We start from the raw sequence: 21,533 nt of genomic DNA, 5'->3' as shown, positions 1-21,533 counted from the left end.
TTGTCTTAAGCATAGCAAATATCCTGTTATTAATAAAGCGCTTTCCCCAATACAATAATTATAGATTTGATCAGGTCATAGTAATTATTTTGAGGAGGAAGTTCAAATGTCTATTTATTACGTTGCCCCAGGTGGGAGTAATGAAAATACCGGTGAGCTTGATTCACCATTTAAGACGATTAATTATGCAGCTCATGTCGTTAAACCTGGTGACCAGGTGCTAGTTCATGAAGGTACCTACCGCGAATGGGTAAATCCTGAAATTAGTGGGACGGCAACGGCACCGATTACCTTTATGGCCGTTCCCGGTGAGCACGCTGTTATCAAGGGCTCCGAAGAAGTCAATGGCTGGGAAAAGGTTACTGCCGGGGTGTACAAGGTAGAAATCGATAACAAGCTATTTGAAGATGGAAATCCATTTGCTACCCGCTTGTTTGGTGACTGGCTGGAAAAGGATAATGGCCGTCACGCTGGTCAACTTTTCTGTAACGGTCAGGCCTTTTATGAAGCCAGTGACTATGATGAAATGGAAGTCGGTGCGGTACGAAAAGAAGTTGAAGATTATACAACCAAGACTAAGCTGCCCGAACCAAATCCAACCGCCAGCAAGTATAAGTGGTTTGCGGAAGTAAACGACCAGACAACGATTCTTTACGCTAACTTCCATGAGTTAAATCCAAACGATTGCTTAACGGAAGTAACAACCCGGACTTGTTGCTTCTTCCCGAAGAAGACAGGGGTCAACTACATCAACGTAAAGGGCTTCGAAATTTGCCAGGCAGCAACCCCATGGGCTCCACCGACAGCAGAACAACTAGGAATGGTTGGCCCACACTGGGCAAAGGGCTGGCAGATTACCGATTGTGAACTGCATGATGCCAAGTGTAGTGCAATTAGCCTTGGCTGCCCTGAGTTTATTAATGATAATCGCTTCTCTAAGGTCCATGATAAGCCTGGCTACCAGTACCAATTGGAACGGGTTTTCAACGCAGAGCGTGCCGGTTGGAATAAGGAAAATATTGGTCACCACTTGATTAAGAACAATATTATCCATGATTGTGGTCAGTGCGGGATCGTTGGTCACCTTGGCGGTATTTTTAGCCGGATTGAACATAACCACGTTTACCGGATCGGTGACATGTTTGAATTTGGTGGCTGGGAAATTGCCGGTATTAAGCTTCATGAGGCAATTGATACCGTCTTGTTTGGTAACCAAGTTGACCACTGTGCACTAGGAACCTGGTTTGACTGGCAATGCCAAGGGACCCGGATCACAAAGAATGTTTACCACCATAACGTCCGGGACCTGTTAATTGAAATGTGCCATGGCCCAGTACTAGTTGACCATAATATTTTTGCTTCACAGCATACCGTTGATGAATTTTCACAGGGAGTGGCCTTCGTTAACAACCTCTTTGCCGGTGAAAATACGACGGAAACAGTATTAAACCGGGCAACCCCGTACCACTTGCCACACAGTACCGCGGTAATGGGATATGCCATGAACTATGGTGGTGATGACCGCTTCTTGAATAACATCTTCGTTAAACAAGACGGCAATAAGCAGTCCGGGACTGACTACTATGATGGCAGTACCACGTCTCTAACAGAATACATCGACAAGGTTAAGGCAATGCTGCCTGGTGATGTTGAACTCTTTGAAACGGTTCGCCAGCCAGTCATGATTAAGAATAATACCTACCTCAACGGTGCGGCTGCGTTTGACCGCGAAGATGACCCTCTAGTCCTTGCAGATGAAAAGCTGGCAGTTAATGTTACCGAAGAGGACGGCCAAACTTACCTGGACGTTGACCTCCCGAAGAGCATTGCCGAAAAGAAGAATGTGGCGGTAACAACTGAATCACTGGGGAAGGTTCGGATTGCTGATGCTGGTTACGAAAATCCAGACGGAACTGCCGTTGAACTTAGCAGTGACTACCTCGGCAACGAGGGAACGGTGGTCGGACAATTAGCTAATCTTACGGCCGGCAAGAACCACATCTTGGTTTGGAAAAGGAGTAAATAACATTGAAAACAGATCAAATAACAAATGATAGGCAATGGCAAGACTCAGTTACCAATGAGCAGCAACCAAAACGCCCAATTAAGATTGGTGTTGCTACCGGGATCGGAGCACTCCTGTGGTTAGGTCCATACCTTGGTGTGAATGCCGTTTTGCTTCCTGCCAAGGTCCAGGAAATTGTTCCTGGTCAAAAAGCCCAGGTCGTTGCTTTGCTGGCTTCCGCGGCGATGATCGTGGCAACCCTTGCTAACATTATTATCGGTGGTTTCTCCGACTTAACGCGGTCAAAGTGGGGACGGCGGACTCCCTGGATCATCTTTGGATCAATCGGGAGCCTGCTAACGCTTGCTTGGTTTGATTTTGTTCAGACGGTTCCAATGATGGTTGTTGCGTGGTGCTGCTACCAAATTTGCTTGAACGCCATCGTTGCACCACCGTTAGCCTTCCTGCAAGACTTGGTCGCTCCTAAGCACCGGGGAACCATCTCGTCAATCTACGCCTTTGGTTACGTAATTGGTCAGTATGGTGGGCAAGTTGTTGGCGCCCAGTTCTTAGGTAGCAGTGCTAGTGTACGGACCGGGATTCTGGTAATGGGCTTCTTAACCCTTCTTTCCGGGCCAGTAGCTGCGTTAATTGTTCGCGAACCAAATAGCCTGGCAATGCCAAAGAAGAAATTTACCTTTAATATGTTCCTACAGAACTTTATCTTTCCTCTTCATAATGCCCGTAACTTTTACTTAGCATTGTTTGGCAAGATGATTATTAATACAGCAACGACTGCAATCATGGGTTACCAACTATATATTCTTAGTGACTACATCCGGTTGAACGTTGCCGGACAGCAGAAGTATGTTTCATTAATTTCAATGCTGTTGATGATTACTGCCATTGTCATGTCAATCACCGCCGGGCCAATTTCTGATAAGATGCACAGCCGGAAAATCCCTGTTTTCTTTGCCGCAGTCTTAGTCGCCATTGGGGTGATTTTCCCTGCCTTCACGCGCGCTCCATGGTCAATGCTGGTCTACGGTTTAGTTGCCGGTCTGGGGATGGGAATCTTCTTTGCCGTTGACCAAGCGCTTAACCTTGAAGTATTGCCAAACCCTAAGACGGCTGCAAAGGACCTGGGGATCTTGAACCTGGCAAATACTGGTTCACAAATTCTTGGACCAATTGTGGCAGCGGCAATTGTCACTGCTGCTCACGGTAGTTACTTTGGAATCTTCCCGGTTTGTGCCGCGCTTGCACTGATCGGTGGGATTATGATTCTCTTTGTTCACGAAGACCGCGAAAAGATTTAGGATACTTTTGATATTTAACATTACAACCTCTTAAACAAAGTAAGGGAGCTGTGACCTAATTACGGTCAGGGACCACGATCCGAAGTCAGCTGATGACTATTCGTGGTTAAGACCGTGTTATCACGCTCCCTCTTTGTTTAAAGTATTGTATTTACCGCCGTATTTGCTATAATAAGTGATTGTAAAACTGCTAGGAGTAGTAGCAATACTGACGGTAAAGCGACCCCGAGTTGGTGTGAGTTGGGGACGGCAGCTTGTGAAAGCGTGTCTAGTGGTAGATTTGAATAAGTAATTAATGAGTGGAATCCAATTCAATTAGAGTGGTACCGCGGGAATTCTCGTCTCTAGTATTTTAGATAATACTGGAGACCTTTTTATTAAGGAGGATGGAACATGGATGAAAAGCAACGGGTAGCAACAGCAATTGCGGCTGCCTTACCAGACATGTCATTAGAGGAGATTAACGATAAGATTGAACGGCCAAAGGATGCCAATAATGGTGACTACGCCTTCCCAACTTTCTTTTTAGCTAAGACGTTGCACAAGGCACCGCAAATGATCGCAGCCGACCTGGTAGAAAAGATCGACCAGGCCGGGTTTGAAAAAGTCATTGTTGCGGGACCATACATCAACTTCTTCTTGGATAAGGCCCAGGTTGGTGCCGGAATCATTAAGGCCATTTTGGCTGACCCCGAAAACTACGGTAAAAAGGACCTTGGTAAGGGTGCAAACGTTGTAATTGACTATTCATCACCTAACATTGCTAAGCCAATGGGGATGGGTCACCTTCGTTCAACCATGATTGGTGAAGCCGTTGCCCGGATCCTGGAAAAGGAAAACTACAACCTGATCCGGGTTGACTACCTTGGTGACTGGGGTACCCAGTTCGGTAAGCTGATGGCCGCCTACGAAATGTGGGGTAGTGAAGAAGAAGTTAAGAAGGACCCAATCAACACCCTGCTGAAGTATTACGTACGGATTAACACTGAAGCTGACGAACACCCCGAATACACCGAACTTGGCCGGGCATGGTTTGCCAAGCTGGAACACGGTGATAAGGAAGCATGGCGTTTATGGCACTGGTTCCGTGAAATTTCAATTGAACGGTTCCAAAAGGTTTATGACATGCTGGACGTCCACTTCGACTCCTTCCATGGTGAGGCATTTAGTGCCCAAAAGATGGATGACCCAATCCAACTCTTAAAGGATAAGCACCTGCTCAAGGCCAGCCGTGGTGCACAAATCGTTGACCTGGATGCTTACAAGCTGACGCCACCATTGATTATCAAGAGTAATGGGACGACCACTTACATTACCCGTGACCTGGCAACAGCCCTCTTCCGGAAGCGGATGTATGGCCACGCAAAGTCATTGTATGTCGTTGGTGCGGAACAGGAAAATTACTACAAGCAATTGAAGGCGGTTCTGAAGGAAATGGGCTTCACGTGGTGGAACCAACTGGAACACATCTCCTTTGGTTTGATGAACCTAAATGGTAAGAAGATGTCCACGCGGAAGGGTAACGTTGTAAACCTGGAAGATGTTTTGAACGATTCAATTAAGTTAGCCCGTCAACAAATTGCAGAAAAGAACCCTAACCTGAAGAATGCCGATGAGGTTGCTAAGCAGGTCGGTGTCGGCGCCGTAATTTTCCACGATTTGAAGAATGACCGGCGGAATGCGGTTAACTTCAAGCTGGAAGACGTTGTTAAGTTTGAAGGGGAAACTGGTCCATACGTACAATACGCTCGTGCCCGTGCCGAGAGTATCCTGCGTAAGGGTGGCATTCGCGACTTTAGTGATGTCGACCTTACAAAGATCGGTGATTCCGCTTGGGATATTTTGAGCTTCTTAGGTCAGTACAGTGACACGGTCGAACGGGCAGCAGTTAACTACGACCCATCCGTAGTTGCCAAGTATGCGTTGGAACTCTCCAAGAAGTTCAACCAATACTATGCTCACAACCGGATCTTGCAAGATGATGCTGAACAACCAGCTCGTCTGGCTCTGGTTCAAGCAGTTAGTGACGTCTTGAAGGATGCCCTGGCAATGCTTGATATTAAGGCACCAGATGAAATGTAATTATCTTGATTAGGTAAATAAGAATTAAATAAGGAGGAGTAAGACAGAAGTCGGTTGCGATTTCTATCTTGCTCCTCCTTGTTCAATATTATAGATATATCGCGCTTGCTAGCCCGTTTTGTGCCATATACCTAACCGGGGCTTCGCAGTTCTCTACTGTTTAAACATTACTAAAGTATTATCATCAATTGCGGCAGATTCATCAAAATGTGCTAAAATTATTAGCATTCTTAAAATGAACGAATAAATGGAGATTGGAAATGAAACGTGAACCACAATCTACTTCAACTAAGGAACGGATTATCGCGTGGCTAAAAAAAGTGGGTGCCGGTCTTGGACAAAGCCTTAAGAGCTTTTGGCGGCAGTTTAAACAAAATACGAAAAAGTTCTGGCACCGCTACCAACTCACACGATGGATTATCGTTGCTTTTCTCAGTCTATTTTTACTAATAAGTATCCACTTAACGTTTGTTGCCAAGACATCAAACGTTAAAAACCTGCAAAATCGTTTATCACGGCCAACCATGATTTACGATAATAATAAGCAGTCGGCGGGGAGTCTTTATTCGCAAAAGGGGACTTATGTAAAGCTGAACAATATTTCCGCTAACGTCCCAAACGCCGTGCTCTCAACTGAAGACCGGGATTTTTACCATGAACATGGTTTTTCAGTGAAGGGGCTAAGTCGGGCCGCATTTTTATTAGTGCGGAATAAGCTATTGCACCGTAACTATATATCAGGAGGGGGAAGTACCTTAACCCAGCAACTGGTTAAGAATGCCTTCTTGACCCAGCAACAAACTTTCTCACGGAAAGCACGAGAAATTTTTATTGCGATCGAGGTGGAGAACCAGTACTCAAAGAATGAGATCCTGACGATGTACCTTAACAATGCCTACTTTGGTCACGGGGTATGGGGCGTCCAGGATGCAGCACGCCGGTACTTTGACGTTAATGCTAGCCAGTTGACGGTTCCCCAGGCAGCAACGCTTGCGGGAATGCTGACGTCACCGGGGATGTACGACCCACTTGAACACCCAACGGCAACTAGGCAACGGCGGAACATGGTCCTTCAATTAATGGTTGAAAATCATAAGCTCAGCCAGTCAGCTGCAAACAACTATAAGAAGACTTCACTTGGTGTAAACGAAGGGTACGTTGATAATGATAGTTACAAGTACCCGTACTTCTTTGATGCAGTGATTGCCGAAGCGGAGAGCCGGTACAACATTTCTGAAAAGTCAATCATGAATGATGGCTATAAGATTTACACTACGCTGGACCAGGGGCAGCAAAAGTCGATGCAGTCAACTTACGATGATGATAATAACTTCCCAGCTGATTCTGCTGATGGTACGATGGTCCAATCTGCATCGATTGCGATGGACCCGAAGACCGGTGGGGTAACCGCGATCGTTGGTGGTCGTGGGAAACACGTTTTCCGTGGCTTCAACCGGGCAACCCAGATGCGGCGTCAACCAGGGTCTACGATTAAACCGATCGTTGTCTATGCACCAGCGCTGGAGCATCGCTACTTCTACGATTCGACCCTCCAGGATAAGAAACAGTCGTATGGTACCAATAACTATACGCCGAAGAACTATGATGACACATATAGCGGTCATGTTCCGATGTACAAGGCACTGTACGAAAGTTTAAACGCACCGGCAGTTTGGCTCCTCAACAAGATTGGCGTCAACCAAGGCTACAAGATGGCACAGAAGTTTGACCTCCCAGTTGAGAAGAGTGATAAGAACCTTGCCCTAGCATTGGGTGGAATGACTAAGGGAGTATCACCACAACAGATTGCTCGTGCTTACTCCACCTTTGACAACAACGGGCAAATGCCAACACCGCACTATATCACGAAGATTGTCGATGCATCCGGTAAGGTAGTTGCACAAAATAAGGGTTCCAAGGTCAAGCATGTTATCTCAAGCAAGACGGCCCGTGAAATGACCAGTATGATGATCGGTGTCTTCGAACATGGTACTGGTGAGACAGCTAAGCCAGCTGGCTACACCCTTGCCGGGAAGACTGGTACTACCAATTCCGGTGTCAAGGGTGATGAATCCAACGACCGTGATAAGTGGATTGTCGGTTATACTCCTGACGTTGTGGTTGCTACTTGGGAAGGGTATGATGACACTAATTCTAGTCACGTACTGAATGATATTTCAGAACGGAGTATCAATGCCCTTTATAAGCAGGAAATGACGGGAATTTTGCCGCATACGCCAAACACCAAGTTTACGGTTGAGGATGCCCAGACACGTGCTAATAAGCAGACCAAGGGCGGTACTTCCGGTTGGCGGTCCCTGTTTAATGGCGATGGTGACCTTAAGAATCAGGTTGACCAGTCCCTGAATAATATTGGTGATAAGGCCCGGCAGATGATTGATAATTTCAAGTCGCTATTTTGATTGTCCGTGCCTTTTAATCACTAGGCGAAACATGATACAATTTACAAGGATTACTAAAAAAGGAGTTATTAATCATGGTTGTAAATATTTATGATACTGCTAATGACCTGAGTCGTCAGTTAGTAGAAACGCAAGAATACCAAGCATTGAAGAAGGCACTTGGTGAATTAAAGGCTGATAGCGAAGCATTTGATTCATTCAAGAAGTTCCAACAAATGCAAGCTAATGCTCAACAAAAGCAAATGCAAGGTCAACAACCAAGCGAAGACGAGGTAAAGGCAATTCAAACCTTGGCAAAGGAAGTTAGCGGCAAGAAGGCTGTTCAAAACTTGATGAACCAAGAACGGCAAATTGACCAAATGCTGCAACAATTGAACAAGACGATCACTGGCCCAATCCAAGAATTGTACAGTGATATCATGCCAAAGCCAGACGAAAACAAGTAATTCGTAAGGGGAGGGAGCGAGACAGCAGTCGGTTACGACTTCGTTTATCAAAGCGAAGCGAGCCCCTGGAAGCCCCCGCGAGCATACACCGGGGTCCAGAGTTCGGTTTTGCCGGACTTTGGGCCCCGTTTGCGTCCCGTGCCGGTCGCGTTTGATTATCGATCACGCTCCCTTTTTAGTTAGGTAGGTGAAAAAATGAAATTTATTCATACAGCGGACTTACACCTGGCGAGCCCCTTTCAGGGATTAACCAGCATGCCCGATCAATTATGGAAACAGATTTATAATTCAACCTTCGCTGCCTTCCGCCAGATCGTTGATGCAGCAATTGCCCAGCAGGTCGACTTTGTGCTGATTACTGGTGATATTTATGATGGTGAACGGAAAAGCATTGCGGCGGTAGACTTCTTTCGCCAGCAAGTTAGCCGGCTAAACGACCACCATATCCCGGTCTTTTTAAGTTACGGTAACCATGATTTTCAAAAAAATGCCGGGGATGATCCTAACTTACCAGCAAACGTCCATGTTTTTGGCAACCAGGTTTCTACCAGCCAATTAAAGCTAGCCGATGGAACAATTGTGGCGGTTACCGGCTTTAGCTACGGCCAACGGTGGATAGATGATGACCTGACTAGCCAGTTTCCAGTAAAGGGAACGGTTGATTGGCAAATTGGGATGCTCCACGGGGCACTATACCAGGCCGGGACAGGTAATCATTATGCCCCCTTTACCCTTGATGAACTAAAGAGTAAAAATTATGATTACTGGGCGTTAGGACACATCCACAAGCACCAGCTTCTCGCAAGTGAACCGCCAATTGTTTATAGCGGTAACCCCCAGGGGCGGCACAAGAATGAGGGTGGCGTTCACGGCTACTACCTCGTCCATGATGAGGGAAACAAGCTGGTTCCTGAATTTAAAGCCCTTAATGGCATTACCTGGGAACAAGTGGCAGTTGATTTAAGTGAGTGCGGTAGTGAGAATGAAGTTGATCAAGCAATCAGGACTGCAATTATTCCAAGCAAGCAGTTGCAACTTGTTGAAATTGTGGCAACGACAGGCAGTAAATGGCGGTCACTAGTTGAAGATGGTAGCCTGCTGGACCACTTCCAGGATGAGCTTAGTCGGCAACCGGCGATTAATTGGTGGCCATACCAAATTAACCTTACCGGTGGGCAAAAGCTACCGGAATTAACGAACCTTGACCAAGATTACTGGCAGCAAGCAGAGCAGGATGTCTTTACGGATGAAAATTTGGCAGCGGTGATTAAGCCGCTACTGAAGCATGCACCACTGTACGACCAATTTACAGAGCACCGTGATTTAGGTGAATATCAAAAGTTAGCAGGGCAACTTCTTGGAAAGCGGGGTGACCACGATGAAGATTAAGCAGGTCCACATCGATGGATTTGGCAAGTGGCTTGACCAGGACTTTGAATTTACCGGCAACCCACAAGTTATTTTTGGCAATAATGAAGCCGGGAAAACTACCTTAGCAATCTTTATTCGTAGTATCCTTTTCGGCTTTGCCAATGCAAAAGGTAAGAACCGCTACCAGCAATATAAGCCCCGTAGTTCGGAAGCATATGGCGGTAGTTTGGTAGTTGAAGACAAGGGAAAAGAGTACCGAATTCAGCGGACAAAGGGGAAGGCCGGCGGTAAGGTGACCGTTACTGACGAGAAGGGTCACCAGTTCGGCCAAAAAAAGTTGGATGAATTGCTGGCTAATGTTGACCAAGAACTTTATCAAGCAATTTTTGGCTTCAGCCAGGCTGACCTTAGTGCGATTGATAACGTTAACCAGGAAAATGTGCAACAGCACCTTCAACAGATCGGTGCAGTTGGCAGTAGTGAATGGAACCAGTTCACCAGTCAGCTCCTTAAGCAGGGGGATGCAATTTTTAAGCCCCGCGGCCGAAAACCATTACTGAACCAGCACCTGAAGGAATATCAAACAATACAGGCTCGCTTACAGTCGGCACGTGGAAATTATGATAAGTATGCTGAACTGACTGCGGCAAAGGAAAAGAATAATGAACGCGCCGCAGCATTACAGTCAAAGCTAGAGCAGTTGCAGCCACAATTAGAGCGGCTTGAACAATTAGCACGGTTGTGGCCAGTTTACGCGCAATGGAAGCAAGGGCAACAGAGTCGGGGACAAAAGCAAATTAGTGATGAAGAGGTTGACCAGGTCAATCGTTTCCGGGTCCAAGAGCAAGAGCTTCAACGGCAGGAGCAAGCAACCCAAGAACAACTGACCAAGTTAAACGGCCAGGCCAGTCAGTTTGATGAACAATCGCTGGCGGATTACCATGACCACCTTGCAGACTACCAGCAGTTGCAAAGCTCACTTCTGCAACTGCAAGCTCAGGCTGACCACCAGCAACAGCAAGAGCAGGTCCTTGAACAACGCTTCCAAGAACGTAATCAGATCCAGGAGCGTTACGGTCATCAATTGCCAAAGCCGTTATCAGAACGGGAAACCGTCCAGCTAGAACAACTCATCCGGGACCACGACCAACTGCCAGCTTCTAACCAGAAACTCGCTTTCGGGTTAATTGCACTCGGGGCACTCTTCTTTATCCTGGGCTTGGTTAGTCGTCACGGAACGATTACCTTTTTAGGGGTGCTGCTTTTAGCTGGTGCCGGTTTCTGGCTTTACCGTTTGCACAATTTGGCCCAGGCCGAAAGCCAACGTCGGCAAAAGGCAGTGGATAAATTTGGCCATGAACATGGTTTGAGCAACTTTCCTAGCAACCAGTGGCTTACAATGCAGCCGGACCTTCACCGGGTTGCAGAGCTAAATCAAGAATTGGAGAATTCACAAGATGGTGTTGCTAAGCGCCAACGCCAATTTAATGATATTAAGCACCGGCTGGCAGGGAGAGTTAATGGTGAAAATGTTGCTGAACTGTCCCATAATTTGACCAGCTGGCTGAACCAAATGGCAAGCAAGTGGCAAGAACTTCAGGAAATTAAGCAGCAATCTGCCCGGGTTCATGAGCAGCTAACCGAATTGCGGGCACGTTTGCGGAAAACGCAAAATGAAAAGTGGGCAATCTACCAGTCGGTTGGTGTTGGTAACGATGAATCCTTCAATGAATTCCTTCGTCAACGGTCAGAAAGCCGTAATCAGGAGGCAACAACGACTGCTTTTGAAAAACAGTTAACTGACCAGGATAAACAAGAATTAGCAAAGTTTGCTGATGAGGATTCACTACAGGATCGGTTACAGACAACCCGTGATGCGGTTAGTGAGGACCGAGTTAGCTTGCAGCATGTTCAGGAGCAGGCCCAACAAGAACAAATTGCGGTCGAAAGCCTTGTTGCTGATGGCACCCTAGCTGAACTGGAGCAACAGGAAGCAAACCTCGCTGCTAAAATTTGGCAAGAAGCGAAGGAATGGGTCGGCTACCAATTGGCCGTGCAGTGGATCAACCGGGCTTTGATCTTGGCGTCGGCTGACCGTTACCCAGCAATTATCACCGCCGCTGAAAAGTACTTTGCGGTACTAACTAATGATCACTACCAGCAAATCATGCTTAATGATGAGGGTGTCCAAGTGTTAACTGACAGCCAAGAACGGTTTGCAGTGGGTGAATTATCTACTGGGACAGCCGAACAACTGTATGTTGCACTGCGGCTGGGCTTTATCAGTGTAATGAGCGACCGGATTTCACTACCGGTTATCATTGACGATAGCTTCGTTAATTTTGATAACGTGCGCCGCGGCCGAGTTCTGGACCTGTTAAAGCAACTTGCTTCTGATAACCAGGTACTGTACTTTACGGCCGATGATCGAGCACTGGAATTTGACCATGTACTAAACTTAAATAAGGTTGATCGTGAATAATTTATGAAGAACAGTTAAACTTTTTCTTGGATTGCTTTGCGAGCAAATTAAGTGTGGTATATTGAATGGGTATACTTATTCGAAATTAAATTTAAGGGATGTGTTTTTTTGAAATCAAAGAAATTAATTGCAGTAATTGCTGGTGCAGCATTAATGCTGCCACTTGCTGCGTGTGGGAACAAGGCAGTGGCTACTACCAGTGGTGGTAAGATTACTGAGAGTGAATACTACTCCAGCATGAAGCAGACCAGTAATGGTAAGCAGGTCCTTCAGCAAATGATCTTGGATAAGGCTCTACAAAAGGAATACGGTAAGCAAGTATCTGATAAGCAAGTAAATGCACAGTACAATACTTACAAGAACCAGTATGGTGATCAATTTAGTGCATTCCTCCAACAAAATGGGATGACTGAAAAGTCACTGAAGCAGCAATTGCGGTCAAACTTATTGCTGGAAGCTGCGGTCCGTGATTACTCACACATTACCACCAAGCAGATTAATAAGCAGTGGAAGGAATACCAACCAAAGGTACAAACTGCTGAAATCCTTGTTGGGAGCCGTTCAGACGCTGAAGATATCATTAACCAGTTAAATAACTCTGATAACAAGTACAAGACGTTTAAGAAGTTGGCTAAGTCCAAGTCAACTGATACGTCAAACAACAAGGCTGGTGGTCGTGTTCCAGCATTTGACAATACTGATACCTCACTCGATTCTGCTTACAAGAAGGCTGCCTTTAAGCTGAAGACTGGTGAATACACCACGACGCCGGTTAAGACAGACGAAGGATACCAGGTTATCTACATGATCGAACACCCAGCTAAGGGTAATAAGAGTGCCCACATCAACGACTTGAAGAACCAAATCGTTACGGAGAACATGAACAACCGGACCTTCTTACACAAGGTTGTTTCAAATGTCCTCAAGAAGGGGAATGTATCAATTAAGGATAACGATGAAAAGAACATCCTTGATGATTACCTCAATTCTAACGGGGCAACCAGCAACAGTGGCAACCTCGGTAACTCATCAACCGGTACTAACAGCTCAAGTGCTGGTAACTAATAAATAAAAGGTTTGTGCTTACCTCAATTTTGAGGAGCACAAACCTTTTTTAGTTAGTAAGTTAAATAAATTGAACTCCACCGTCAATTTGAACCGACTGACCTGTCATGTAGTCAGACATTGGGGAGGCAAGGTAAGAAACAAAGTCGGCAACGTCAGCGGGCGTTTCGGCACGTCCTAATGAAATGCTGTTAATTGCTGCCTTGAGGTACTGCCCTTTCTGGCCACCATTTTCTTCAACCATTTTTTCATCAATGAAGTCCCACATGTCGGTGCCGACAATTCCTGGACAGTATGCGTTGACAGTAATTCCATCCTTCGCTAATTCCTTAGCGGCAACTTGGGTTAAACCACGGATTGCAAATTTGGTAGAAGAGTAGGCGCCAAGCTGTTCGTAGCCAATATGACCAGCAATACTTGAGGCGTTAATGATCTTACGGATCTTTTCACCGTCTTTTTGCCGCTTAAACTGCTTGGCCGCTGCCTGGATCCCAAAAAGGACACTGTCGACGTTGGTTGCGTAGATTTGATGGAAGTCTTCCGCGCTTTCGTCAAGCAAGTTGCCAATTTGAGCAATCCCAGCATTGTTAACGTAGGTGTCGAGCCGGCCAAAATGGTCAACGGCAGTTTTGACTAGCTGGTCATGCGTTTCTTTCTTGGAAACATCCCCCGCGCAAGCAACTACTTGGAAGCCCTTTGCACTCAGCTCACGAGCAGCTTTTTCACAGGTATCCTGATGACTACCATTAATCACCAGTGCATAACCATCCTTACCTAATTGTTCAGCGATACCACGTCCAATCCCTCGGGTACTACCAGTAATAACAGCAACACGTTGTTCTTTAGTCATGATGTTGTCTCCTTTATCTCAAATGCATTTTCTATACATCAATTGTTACATATTAGACTAAATTTGTATATTTGATTAATATAAACTTTAACTTTTTTAGCAAAAGACAAAAAAGCGTTGGAGATGAACTTCTTTCCTGCACTTGTTGTGTATTATCCAGAAAAAAACAAGAGACCGTGAAGAAAAAGAAATTTCTTCTCAGTCTCTTGTTTTAGTTAAAGCACTCGCACAACAATTCAGGTAAGGCCCAAAACTCATGATTGTAGCCCTTCGCTGAAGTTGTGTTGCCGTCGCTTCTTACTTATTCTTTATCCTTATTGCTGAGTTTTTTGACCATTCCTTGAATTTTTTCAATCCGGGTCTGGTCCTTGAACTGCCATAATTTAACAGCCTTTTGAACATCATTTTGGAAGGATTCAACTGCGGGCATGCTTTCCCGGAGCTTTTGGATGTTCTCCTGCAAGCCACGGACGTTGTTAACTAATTTTTTGACGTCAGTAATTGTTTCTTTGATCATGGCCATTATTGTTCATCTTCCAGCTGCTTAATAATTGCTTCTTGGATTTCCTTGTACTTAGCCTCATCGTACTTGTCACCGTTGTCAGTGAAGATCATCTTGAACCCATCTTCGGTGGTGTAACGAGGAATCAAGTGGATGTGAGAGTGGAAAACAGATTGGTAGGCCACTTCACCATTGTTATTCACAATGTTCATCCCTTTGATTGCAGGATTGGACTTCTTAATTGCACGGGCAATCTTGGGAATCCGGGAGAAGACGGCCGCGGCTAAGTCTTCATCGTATTCAAACATATCCTTAACGTGCTTCTTGGGTACTACCAGGGTGTGGCCCGGCGTGCTTTGGGAGATATCAAGGAAAGCCTTAACGACGTCGTCTTCGTAAACAGTGTAACTAGGGATATCACCATTAATAATTTTACAGAAAATACAATCAGTCATAGTAGCACTCCTTTTGGATAGTAATTACCACTAGTATACCGGAAATTACGACCAACTGCACTGAAAATCCATATGGTATAATGAGTGACTGAAACAAAAAGTAGACAAGGAGGGAGTACTAATGGCTCTTGAAGTACGGGACCTGGTCGGTGGTTATTCACAAATCCCGGTCCTTAAAAAAGTTAGCTTGGATGTTCAGCCAGGGGAACTGGTTGGCTTAATCGGTCTTAACGGAGCTGGTAAATCAACCACGTTAAACCACATTATTGGTTTATTACAGCCTTTTTCTGGTGAAATCAAGATTAATGGCCTTACTCTGCAAGCTAACCCCAACGAATACAAGAAGCAAATTGCGTATGTTCCTGAAACTCCCATTTTATATGATGAACTAACATTGCGGGAACACCTTGAATTAACGATGAACGCTTACGGACTAGACCACGACCAGGCCTGGGAAAAGGCCACCAAGCTGCTAAAAACGTTTCGGCTAGACAATAAGCTCGACTGGTTCCCAGCTAATTTTTCCAAGGGGATGAAGCAGAAGGTCATGATCTGCTGTGCTTTCATGACCGATGCTAAGTTACTGATCGTCGACGAACCGTTCTATGGCTTGGACCCGTTAGCAGTTCATGACTTGCTGAACCTGATCGAGCAAAAGAAGAAGGCAGGTGTAGCGGTATTAATGTCAACCCACGTTCTTGACACCGCTCAGCGTTACTGTGACCGCTTTGTCCTGCTCGCTAATGGGCAAGTACGGGCACATGGGACCCTCGACGAGTTAAGAAAACAAGCCGACCGTCCGGATGAATCACTTGATGAAATCTACCTCGGACTCGCAAGGGATGATCAAGATGAATAAGTTATTTTCAACCCGTCGCCAGCGGCACTTCATGATGCTGCTCAAGTACTGGCGCCTTGTTTTTAATGACCACTTTGTCATTGCCCTCTTCTTCCTGTTTGGTGCACTGGCATACGGTTATTCGCAGTGGCTTCCAAGTCTTGGCCCCGGTTTGTGGTGGTCGCGCTGGCTTCTCGTATTGTGGTTTGTTTTCGTTGCCCAGGTGGGACGGCTAGCGACCTTGCTTAAACGTCCCGACCCAGTCTTCCTCCTTCCCCAGGTAGATGCAATGGAAAATTACCTTAAACAGGCTTACCGGTACAGCTTGCTTTTAGCGGAGATTATTACGGTAGCCGGGGCATTTGTTGCATTGCCATTTGCCTTAACAACGGAAAAATTATCAACGGCCGAAATTGTGGCTGTATTTTTAATGGCAATGGTTACCAAAGATGACTGGTTGTTTACGGCCCGCAAGTCAATTAGCATGCGGTGGGCCAAGCAAACCAGGCGGACCCGGTTGGAATACTGGGTAAACCCGTTACTGGCGGCACTTGCTACCTGGCTAGTCAACCCGTTTGTGGGGCTGGCAGTGGCTGTGATTTTAGATATTGCAATGCGGCTGGTTTACCGTGGACTAATGGTTGACTGGACTGCGGCCGTTAAGATGGAAGATGACCGGATGTACAGCGTCTACCGCTTCTTCAACCTCTTCACCGACGTGCCGAGTGTCCAAGGCAACGTCAAGCGGCGGCGGTGGGCCAGTGGCCTGATCAAGTACCTGTCTAATGGGACGCGCCCGTGGGCTTACCTGTATGCCCGGGGCTTCATCCGCAACACTGATGTCAGTGGGATCGTTATCCGACTGACGTTAGTGGGGATGGTGCTGGCTCTCCTGGTACCGGTCCAGTGGTTGAATACGGTGCTGGTGCTACTCTTTATCTACCTGATTGCTACCCAGTTAATGCCACTTTATGACCAGTATGATGGCAATGTTTTTACTCACCTGTACCCGGTCGACCATGAGGAACGAGTACACGATTTTCAACGGTTGTTGACCCGCGTTACCCTGGTCGAGGCACTACTGATTGTCATTGCCAGCCTCGGTCTTGATGCTGACTGGCATCGTTTGTTAATCAACTTTATCGTGGCGGCAGTAGAGGTAGCGTTTTTGACCCGTTTCTACTTCAAAGTACGAATGAAAAAATTAAGCGAGGAATATTAATATGCGTGTAAAACACAAAAAATGGGCAGACCCATTAATTGATGCCCACCCGGAAGCAATTGTCACCAAGGCAGAAGAAGTAAAGGGAAAGTGGCAAGACCGGTTTGAAAAACCACAACCAATCCACCTTGAAGTGGGAATGGGGAAGGGACAGTTCATCATTGGAATGGCAAAGGCCCACCCGGAAATTAACTTTATTGGTTTGGAAATTCAGCGGACGGTTGCTGCAATTGCCCTGAAAAAGTCGTTAGCGGAAGAGTTGCCAAATTTGCAGTTGATTTGTGGTGATGGCTCTGATATTACAAACTATTTTGAACCACACGAAATTGACCGGATGTATTTGAACTTCTCAGACCCGTGGCCAAAAAAGCGTCATGCAAAACGGCGGTTAACTTACCACACCTTCCTTAAGGGCTACCAAGAAATCTTAAAAGACCAGGGTGGCGTTGAATTAAAGACGGATAATATGGGCTTCTTTGAATTTTCTTTGCAAAGCCTCAACAATTATGGGATGCACTTTGATGGTGTATGGCTCGACCTCCACCATAGTGATGAAAACGAACATAATGTCGAGACCGAGTATGAGCAAAAATTTGCGGCAAAGGGTCAACCAATCTACAAGTTAACCGCACACTTCGAATAAGGATAGGATCAAATAAATAATAAAAGGCCACTAGCATTCACCAATCGAACGCTAGTGGCCTTTACCTGTATATTGCCTAGTCATTTTTCAACCGCTTTAATTCAAGGAGACTACCAGTGTAAGCGTCGACCTTGAATTCATAGTTAACGGGGTTGCCATCTTCTAACCGGGTTAACCCACCTTGGTAGGCACTGGTCTTAACGGCGTACCGCTGGAATGGAATTTGACGGTGGTCGATCCAACTACCGGTAATAGTACCCTCACGTGAGAAGTCATTACGAATAATTTTTAACGCACGGTTCGCAGAGAAGGGGCGCTTCCCAAAGAGTTTACCGGCCAGAAAGCCGATTGCCCCTGAAGCTCCCAGGGTAACGGGGAAAAGCCACGGATTAACGGTGTTATTTGAATCGTTCATTTAATCTTCTTCCTTCTATCCATAATAGTATTGTTTAATACTAACATCTTTATGTACTTTAGCCAAGAAATTGCATATTGGCGGTAATTATTTTCCGAGTATGTTATAGTGAGATTAAATTATGAGGAGGGATGAGCCAATGGAAAAGTTACCCGCAATGATGGAAGACCAACTGTTAGCTAAGATCGGTAATGGGAAGGTTGTCCTTTTCTTTACTGCTGATTGGTGCCCCGATTGTCAATTTATTAAGCCCGCACTGCCTGAAATTGAAAAGGATTTTGCCGACTACCAATTCTATACGGTAGACCGGGATGAAAATGTTGATTTGGCAGCAGAACTCAATATTTTTGGGATTCCTAGTTTTGTAGTTTACGATGGCGGTAAGGAAATTGGCCGGTTAGTAAATAAAGATCGTAAAACTAAGGAACAAGTGGAAGATTTTTTAAGCAATTTGAAGTAGAATAGTTAGAGCAAGTCAATTGACCCGCTCTAAGTACGGGGAGTTAAAAGCTCCCTTTTTATTTTGAGCGGTCGAATACTGAAGCAGAAAGGAACATTCGATGTTAATTGCGAGTTATAACCCAACCGAAATGGGCGATATTTTAGTAACAATTACCGCACCAGACAATGGTGACCAAGAGACTAAGATTGCTGATGGCGTTGCACAAATTACTACTGCCAAGAACCACCAGCTGCTTGGCTACAACTTCATGGAAGCAAGTTCACTTCTACCAGACCTGAAGGGGCAAAATGGTCAGGTCTTTTTGACTGATGAACAAGTGGCAACGTTAAATGAGAAGTTAGCGGCGGCCGGCTTTGAAGAAAAGCTGGCAGCTGACCATACGCCAAAGTTCGTGGTCGGTTATGTTGAAGAAATGACGGACCACCCGAAGTCGGACCACTTAAAGGTTACCAAGACCCGGATCAGTGCTGATCAGACAGTTCAAATCGTCTGTGGCTCACCCAATGTTAAGGAGGGCATCAAGGTAGTTGTTGCCCGTCCTGGTGCCATGATGCCAGATGGTAAGATTATCTGGCCAGGTGCATTGATGGGCGTTGAAAGTGACGGGATGCTTTGCGGCTTCCGCGAACTGAAGATGAAGAACGCTCCTGATAAGAAGGGCCTGTGGATTATTCCTGATGACTGGCAAGAAGTTGGCGAAGCGGTTGACTTTGCCAAGGCTGATACCTTCTTCCCGGCAAAATAAATAATTAAGTTGTGAAAGGAAAACGAGAGAATGGGAACAAAAACTTATTATTTTATTGGTATTAAAGGAACCGGGATGGCAGCTTTAGCACGGGTACTCCATGACCAAGGCAATACTGTTTTAGGCTCAGATATTGAAAAGGAAACTTTTACCCAGGGGCCATTACTAAAAGCGGGGATTGAAATCCTCTCATTTGACCCGGCAAACCTAAAGCCCGGAATGACGGTAATTAAGGGGAATGCTTTTTCTGAAGACCATCCAGAAGTACAACGGGCAAAGGAACTAGGCCTGACGATCATGACTTATCCGGAAGCAGTTGAAAATGAAGTCCTGAACCACACCAGCATTGGGATTGCCGGTGCCCATGGCAAGACTTCTACCACGGCACTGTTGGCCCATGTCCTGGATGCCGTTGAACCGACCAGCTACCTGATCGGTGATGGTGTGGGCAAGGGTAACGATAATGACCGTTTCTTTGTCTTTGAAGCGGATGAATACCGTGACCACTTCCTGGCATACCACCCAGACTATGCCATTATGACCAACATTGACTTTGACCACCCAGACTACTTCAAGGATATTGATGATGTTCGGGGTTCATTTGAGACTTATGGTCGGCAAGTTAAGAAGGCAATCTTTGCGTGGGGGGATGATGAAAACCTGCGCAAGCTTGATGTTGACGTTCCAGTTTACTATTACGGGACGGGCAAGGACGATGATTTCCGTGCAGAAAACATTAAGCGGACGCCAGCAGGTTCAACCTATGATGCTTACTTCCGTGATGAAAAGCTAGGGACCTTCACCATCCACTTGTATGGTGAACACAGTATCCTTAACAGCTTGGCAGTTCTCGCCGTTGCCTACATGGAAAAGGTCAACATGGATGAAATTAAAAAGGAACTGGCTAACTTCTCCGGTGTTAAGCGGCGCTTTAGTGAAACAGACGTAGCCGACGATAAGATGATTGATGACTATGCCCACCACCCAAACGAGATTAAGGCGACGATTGATGCTGCCCGCCAAAAGTATCCTGATAAGGAAATAGTAGCAGTTTTCCAACCACATACTTACTCGCGCTTAGCAGCTTATATTGACGGTTTTGCCAAGAGCCTGAGCAAGGCCGACAAAGTTTTTGTTACCCCAATTTTCTCTTCCATCCGTGAAAAGAGCGGTAAGGTTTCAAGTGAAGACCTTGAAGCCAAGATTCCGGGAAGCGAAGGGATCGACATGGCGACGATTAATAAGCTTGAACAGTACCATCACGCGGTTGTTATTTTCATGGGTGCCGGTGATATTGAAAAGTATGAAGATAAGTTCAAAGAATTAGTTAATAAATAGCGTCATCCTGTAATAATTTAATAAAATATGTTAATTTATGATGAATAACTTTTAGGAGGGAAAGTAATAAGAATGGATAATTTTAATGGATCCAGTCGGCGGGTAGTTACCGACCAGGCGGGCCTAAACAGTTTCCTCACTAAGATGTATGGAAACATGACCCTGGCGGTACTGGTTTCTGCTATTAGTGCTTGGCTGACGATGAATGTTTTTGCGACCCAGGTATTAGGGTACTTCCAACAACATCCCGGAATGGTTTGGTTGATCCTCTTGCTGCCAATTGCATTGACAATGGGAATCAGCTTTAGTGCTACCCGGAACCCGGTAGGTGGTTTCATCATGTTAATGGTAGTGGCAATCGTCTACGGGGTTGAATTTGCGTTGATCGCTGGTGCCTATACCGCGGCCAACATTGCCGCAGCGTTTGTTTCATCGGCGGCGGTATTCGCAACGATGGCAATTTACGGGACGGTTACTAAGCGGGACCTCAGCAAGTTTGGGGCACATGCTTTCGCTGCTTTGATTGCATTGATCATTGCTTCGATCATCAATATGTTCCTAAAGAGCCCCGCAATTACTTACATTTTCTCGTATATTGCGGTAATCATCTTCGTGGTATTAACCGCTTGGGATGCCCAAAAGATGAAGCAAATTTACATCAATTACAGTACTGAAAACTCGGTAATGGGCTTAGCAATTGTTGGTGCCTTACAGCTGTACCTCGACTTTGTTAACCTCTTCATCTCATTCCTCCAAATCTTTGGAATGAGCAACCGGGACTAAGAGGCTGGAAATTAACTATTAATTTTTGGTTCTCTAACAGTAAAATCCGGACTATGATTTTTGATTGATTCAAAAATCGTAGTCCG

Annotated in this window: 19 protein-coding genes; 15 read left to right on the top strand and 4 right to left on the bottom strand. The window is 45.7% G+C overall.

Going from position 1 to position 21,533, the window contains the following annotated elements:
- Positions 1–106: 106 nt before the first annotated feature.
- The 8 genes from QOS07_RS06555 (at position 107) to QOS07_RS06520 (ending at position 13,193) form a co-directional block, all read left to right on the top strand.
- Positions 107–2,026 (top strand): right-handed parallel beta-helix repeat-containing protein, encoded by a 1,920-nt coding sequence (locus QOS07_RS06555; protein WP_283588172.1) that lies wholly within the window; start codon positions 107–109, stop codon positions 2,024–2,026.
- Positions 2,027–2,028: 2 nt separating this feature from the next.
- Positions 2,029–3,324, top strand: a complete 1,296-nt coding sequence (locus QOS07_RS06550; protein ID WP_283588171.1) for an MFS transporter — start codon at positions 2,029–2,031, stop codon at positions 3,322–3,324.
- Positions 3,325–3,717: 393 nt separating this feature from the next.
- Complete coding sequence (argS, locus tag QOS07_RS06545) at positions 3,718–5,406, top strand: arginine--tRNA ligase (RefSeq protein WP_283588170.1); 1,689 nt, start codon at positions 3,718–3,720, stop codon at positions 5,404–5,406.
- A 260-nt stretch (positions 5,407–5,666) separates the two neighbouring features.
- Positions 5,667–7,829, top strand: coding sequence for a PBP1A family penicillin-binding protein (locus tag QOS07_RS06540; protein ID WP_283588169.1), 2,163 nt, complete (start codon positions 5,667–5,669; stop codon positions 7,827–7,829).
- Between the two features lie 74 nt (positions 7,830–7,903).
- On the top strand, positions 7,904–8,275 hold the full coding sequence (locus tag QOS07_RS06535) for a YlbF family regulator (RefSeq protein ID WP_283588168.1): 372 nt from the start codon (positions 7,904–7,906) through the stop codon (positions 8,273–8,275).
- Positions 8,276–8,470: 195 nt separating this feature from the next.
- Positions 8,471–9,664: a metallophosphoesterase family protein gene (locus QOS07_RS06530; protein WP_283588167.1), complete on the top strand. Its 1,194-nt coding sequence runs from the start codon at positions 8,471–8,473 to the stop codon at positions 9,662–9,664.
- The gene (locus tag QOS07_RS06525; protein ID WP_283588166.1) at positions 9,633–12,128 is read left to right on the top strand and encodes an ATP-binding protein; all 2,496 of its coding nucleotides are present in this window, start codon (positions 9,633–9,635) and stop codon (positions 12,126–12,128) included. Before QOS07_RS06530 ends, QOS07_RS06525 begins: the two co-directional genes overlap by 32 nt.
- A 108-nt stretch (positions 12,129–12,236) precedes the next feature.
- The gene (locus QOS07_RS06520) at positions 12,237–13,193 is read left to right on the top strand and encodes a peptidylprolyl isomerase PrsA (protein WP_283588165.1); all 957 of its coding nucleotides are present in this window, start codon (positions 12,237–12,239) and stop codon (positions 13,191–13,193) included.
- A gap of 61 nt (positions 13,194–13,254) precedes the next feature.
- On the opposite strand, the gene QOS07_RS06515 is transcribed toward QOS07_RS06520, so the two are convergent.
- The 3 genes from QOS07_RS06515 to QOS07_RS06505 form a co-directional block, all read right to left on the bottom strand.
- On the bottom strand, positions 13,255–14,043 hold the full coding sequence (locus QOS07_RS06515) for an acetoin reductase (protein ID WP_283588164.1): 789 nt from the start codon (positions 14,041–14,043) through the stop codon (positions 13,255–13,257).
- Positions 14,044–14,344: 301 nt separating this feature from the next.
- Positions 14,345–14,566, bottom strand: a complete 222-nt coding sequence (locus QOS07_RS06510) for a hypothetical protein (RefSeq protein WP_283588163.1) — start codon at positions 14,564–14,566, stop codon at positions 14,345–14,347.
- Positions 14,566–15,000 (bottom strand): HIT family protein, encoded by a 435-nt coding sequence (locus tag QOS07_RS06505; RefSeq protein WP_283588162.1) that lies wholly within the window; start codon positions 14,998–15,000, stop codon positions 14,566–14,568. The genes QOS07_RS06510 and QOS07_RS06505 overlap by 1 nt, the downstream gene beginning before the upstream one ends.
- Before the next feature lie 121 nt (positions 15,001–15,121).
- On the opposite strand from QOS07_RS06505, the gene QOS07_RS06500 reads away from it, so the two are divergent.
- From QOS07_RS06500 to trmB, 3 genes are read left to right on the top strand one after another with little or no spacing between them, the layout of a single operon-like run.
- Entirely contained in the window at positions 15,122–15,859 is a 738-nt protein-coding gene (locus QOS07_RS06500; protein ID WP_283588161.1) for an ABC transporter ATP-binding protein, read from the top strand.
- Entirely contained in the window at positions 15,852–17,060 is a 1,209-nt protein-coding gene (locus tag QOS07_RS06495; RefSeq protein WP_283588160.1) for an ABC transporter permease, read from the top strand. Before QOS07_RS06500 ends, QOS07_RS06495 begins: the two co-directional genes overlap by 8 nt.
- 1 nt (position 17,061) lies before the next feature.
- Positions 17,062–17,703: a tRNA (guanosine(46)-N7)-methyltransferase TrmB gene (gene trmB, locus QOS07_RS06490; RefSeq protein ID WP_283588159.1), complete on the top strand. Its 642-nt coding sequence runs from the start codon at positions 17,062–17,064 to the stop codon at positions 17,701–17,703.
- A 76-nt stretch (positions 17,704–17,779) separates the two neighbouring features.
- Here trmB and QOS07_RS06485 read toward each other — a convergent pair whose 3' ends face one another.
- Complete coding sequence (locus tag QOS07_RS06485; RefSeq protein ID WP_283588158.1) at positions 17,780–18,118, bottom strand: PepSY domain-containing protein; 339 nt, start codon at positions 18,116–18,118, stop codon at positions 17,780–17,782.
- Between the two features lie 139 nt (positions 18,119–18,257).
- Between QOS07_RS06485 and QOS07_RS06480 the strand changes: the two genes are divergently transcribed.
- The 4 genes from QOS07_RS06480 to QOS07_RS06465 all read left to right on the top strand — a co-directional run bounded on the left by QOS07_RS06480 (position 18,258) and on the right by QOS07_RS06465 (position 21,447).
- Positions 18,258–18,578, top strand: a complete 321-nt coding sequence (locus QOS07_RS06480) for a thioredoxin family protein (protein WP_283588157.1) — start codon at positions 18,258–18,260, stop codon at positions 18,576–18,578.
- A gap of 100 nt (positions 18,579–18,678) precedes the next feature.
- A complete protein-coding gene (gene ytpR, locus QOS07_RS06475) occupies positions 18,679–19,326 on the top strand; it encodes a YtpR family tRNA-binding protein (RefSeq protein WP_283588156.1) in 648 nt (215 codons plus the stop codon).
- Between the two features lie 30 nt (positions 19,327–19,356).
- A complete protein-coding gene (gene murC / locus QOS07_RS06470; protein ID WP_283588155.1) occupies positions 19,357–20,664 on the top strand; it encodes a UDP-N-acetylmuramate--L-alanine ligase in 1,308 nt (435 codons plus the stop codon).
- A gap of 72 nt (positions 20,665–20,736) precedes the next feature.
- Positions 20,737–21,447, top strand: coding sequence for a Bax inhibitor-1/YccA family protein (locus QOS07_RS06465; protein WP_283588154.1), 711 nt, complete (start codon positions 20,737–20,739; stop codon positions 21,445–21,447).
- Positions 21,448–21,533 lie beyond the last annotated feature (86 nt).

It is taken from the genome of Limosilactobacillus viscerum (assembly GCF_947387525.1).
In the GTDB taxonomy this organism is placed as follows: domain Bacteria; phylum Bacillota; class Bacilli; order Lactobacillales; family Lactobacillaceae; genus Limosilactobacillus; species Limosilactobacillus viscerum.
Note: the sequence above shows the minus strand (reverse complement) of the source record. Positions and strands in the feature narration are given on the sequence as shown.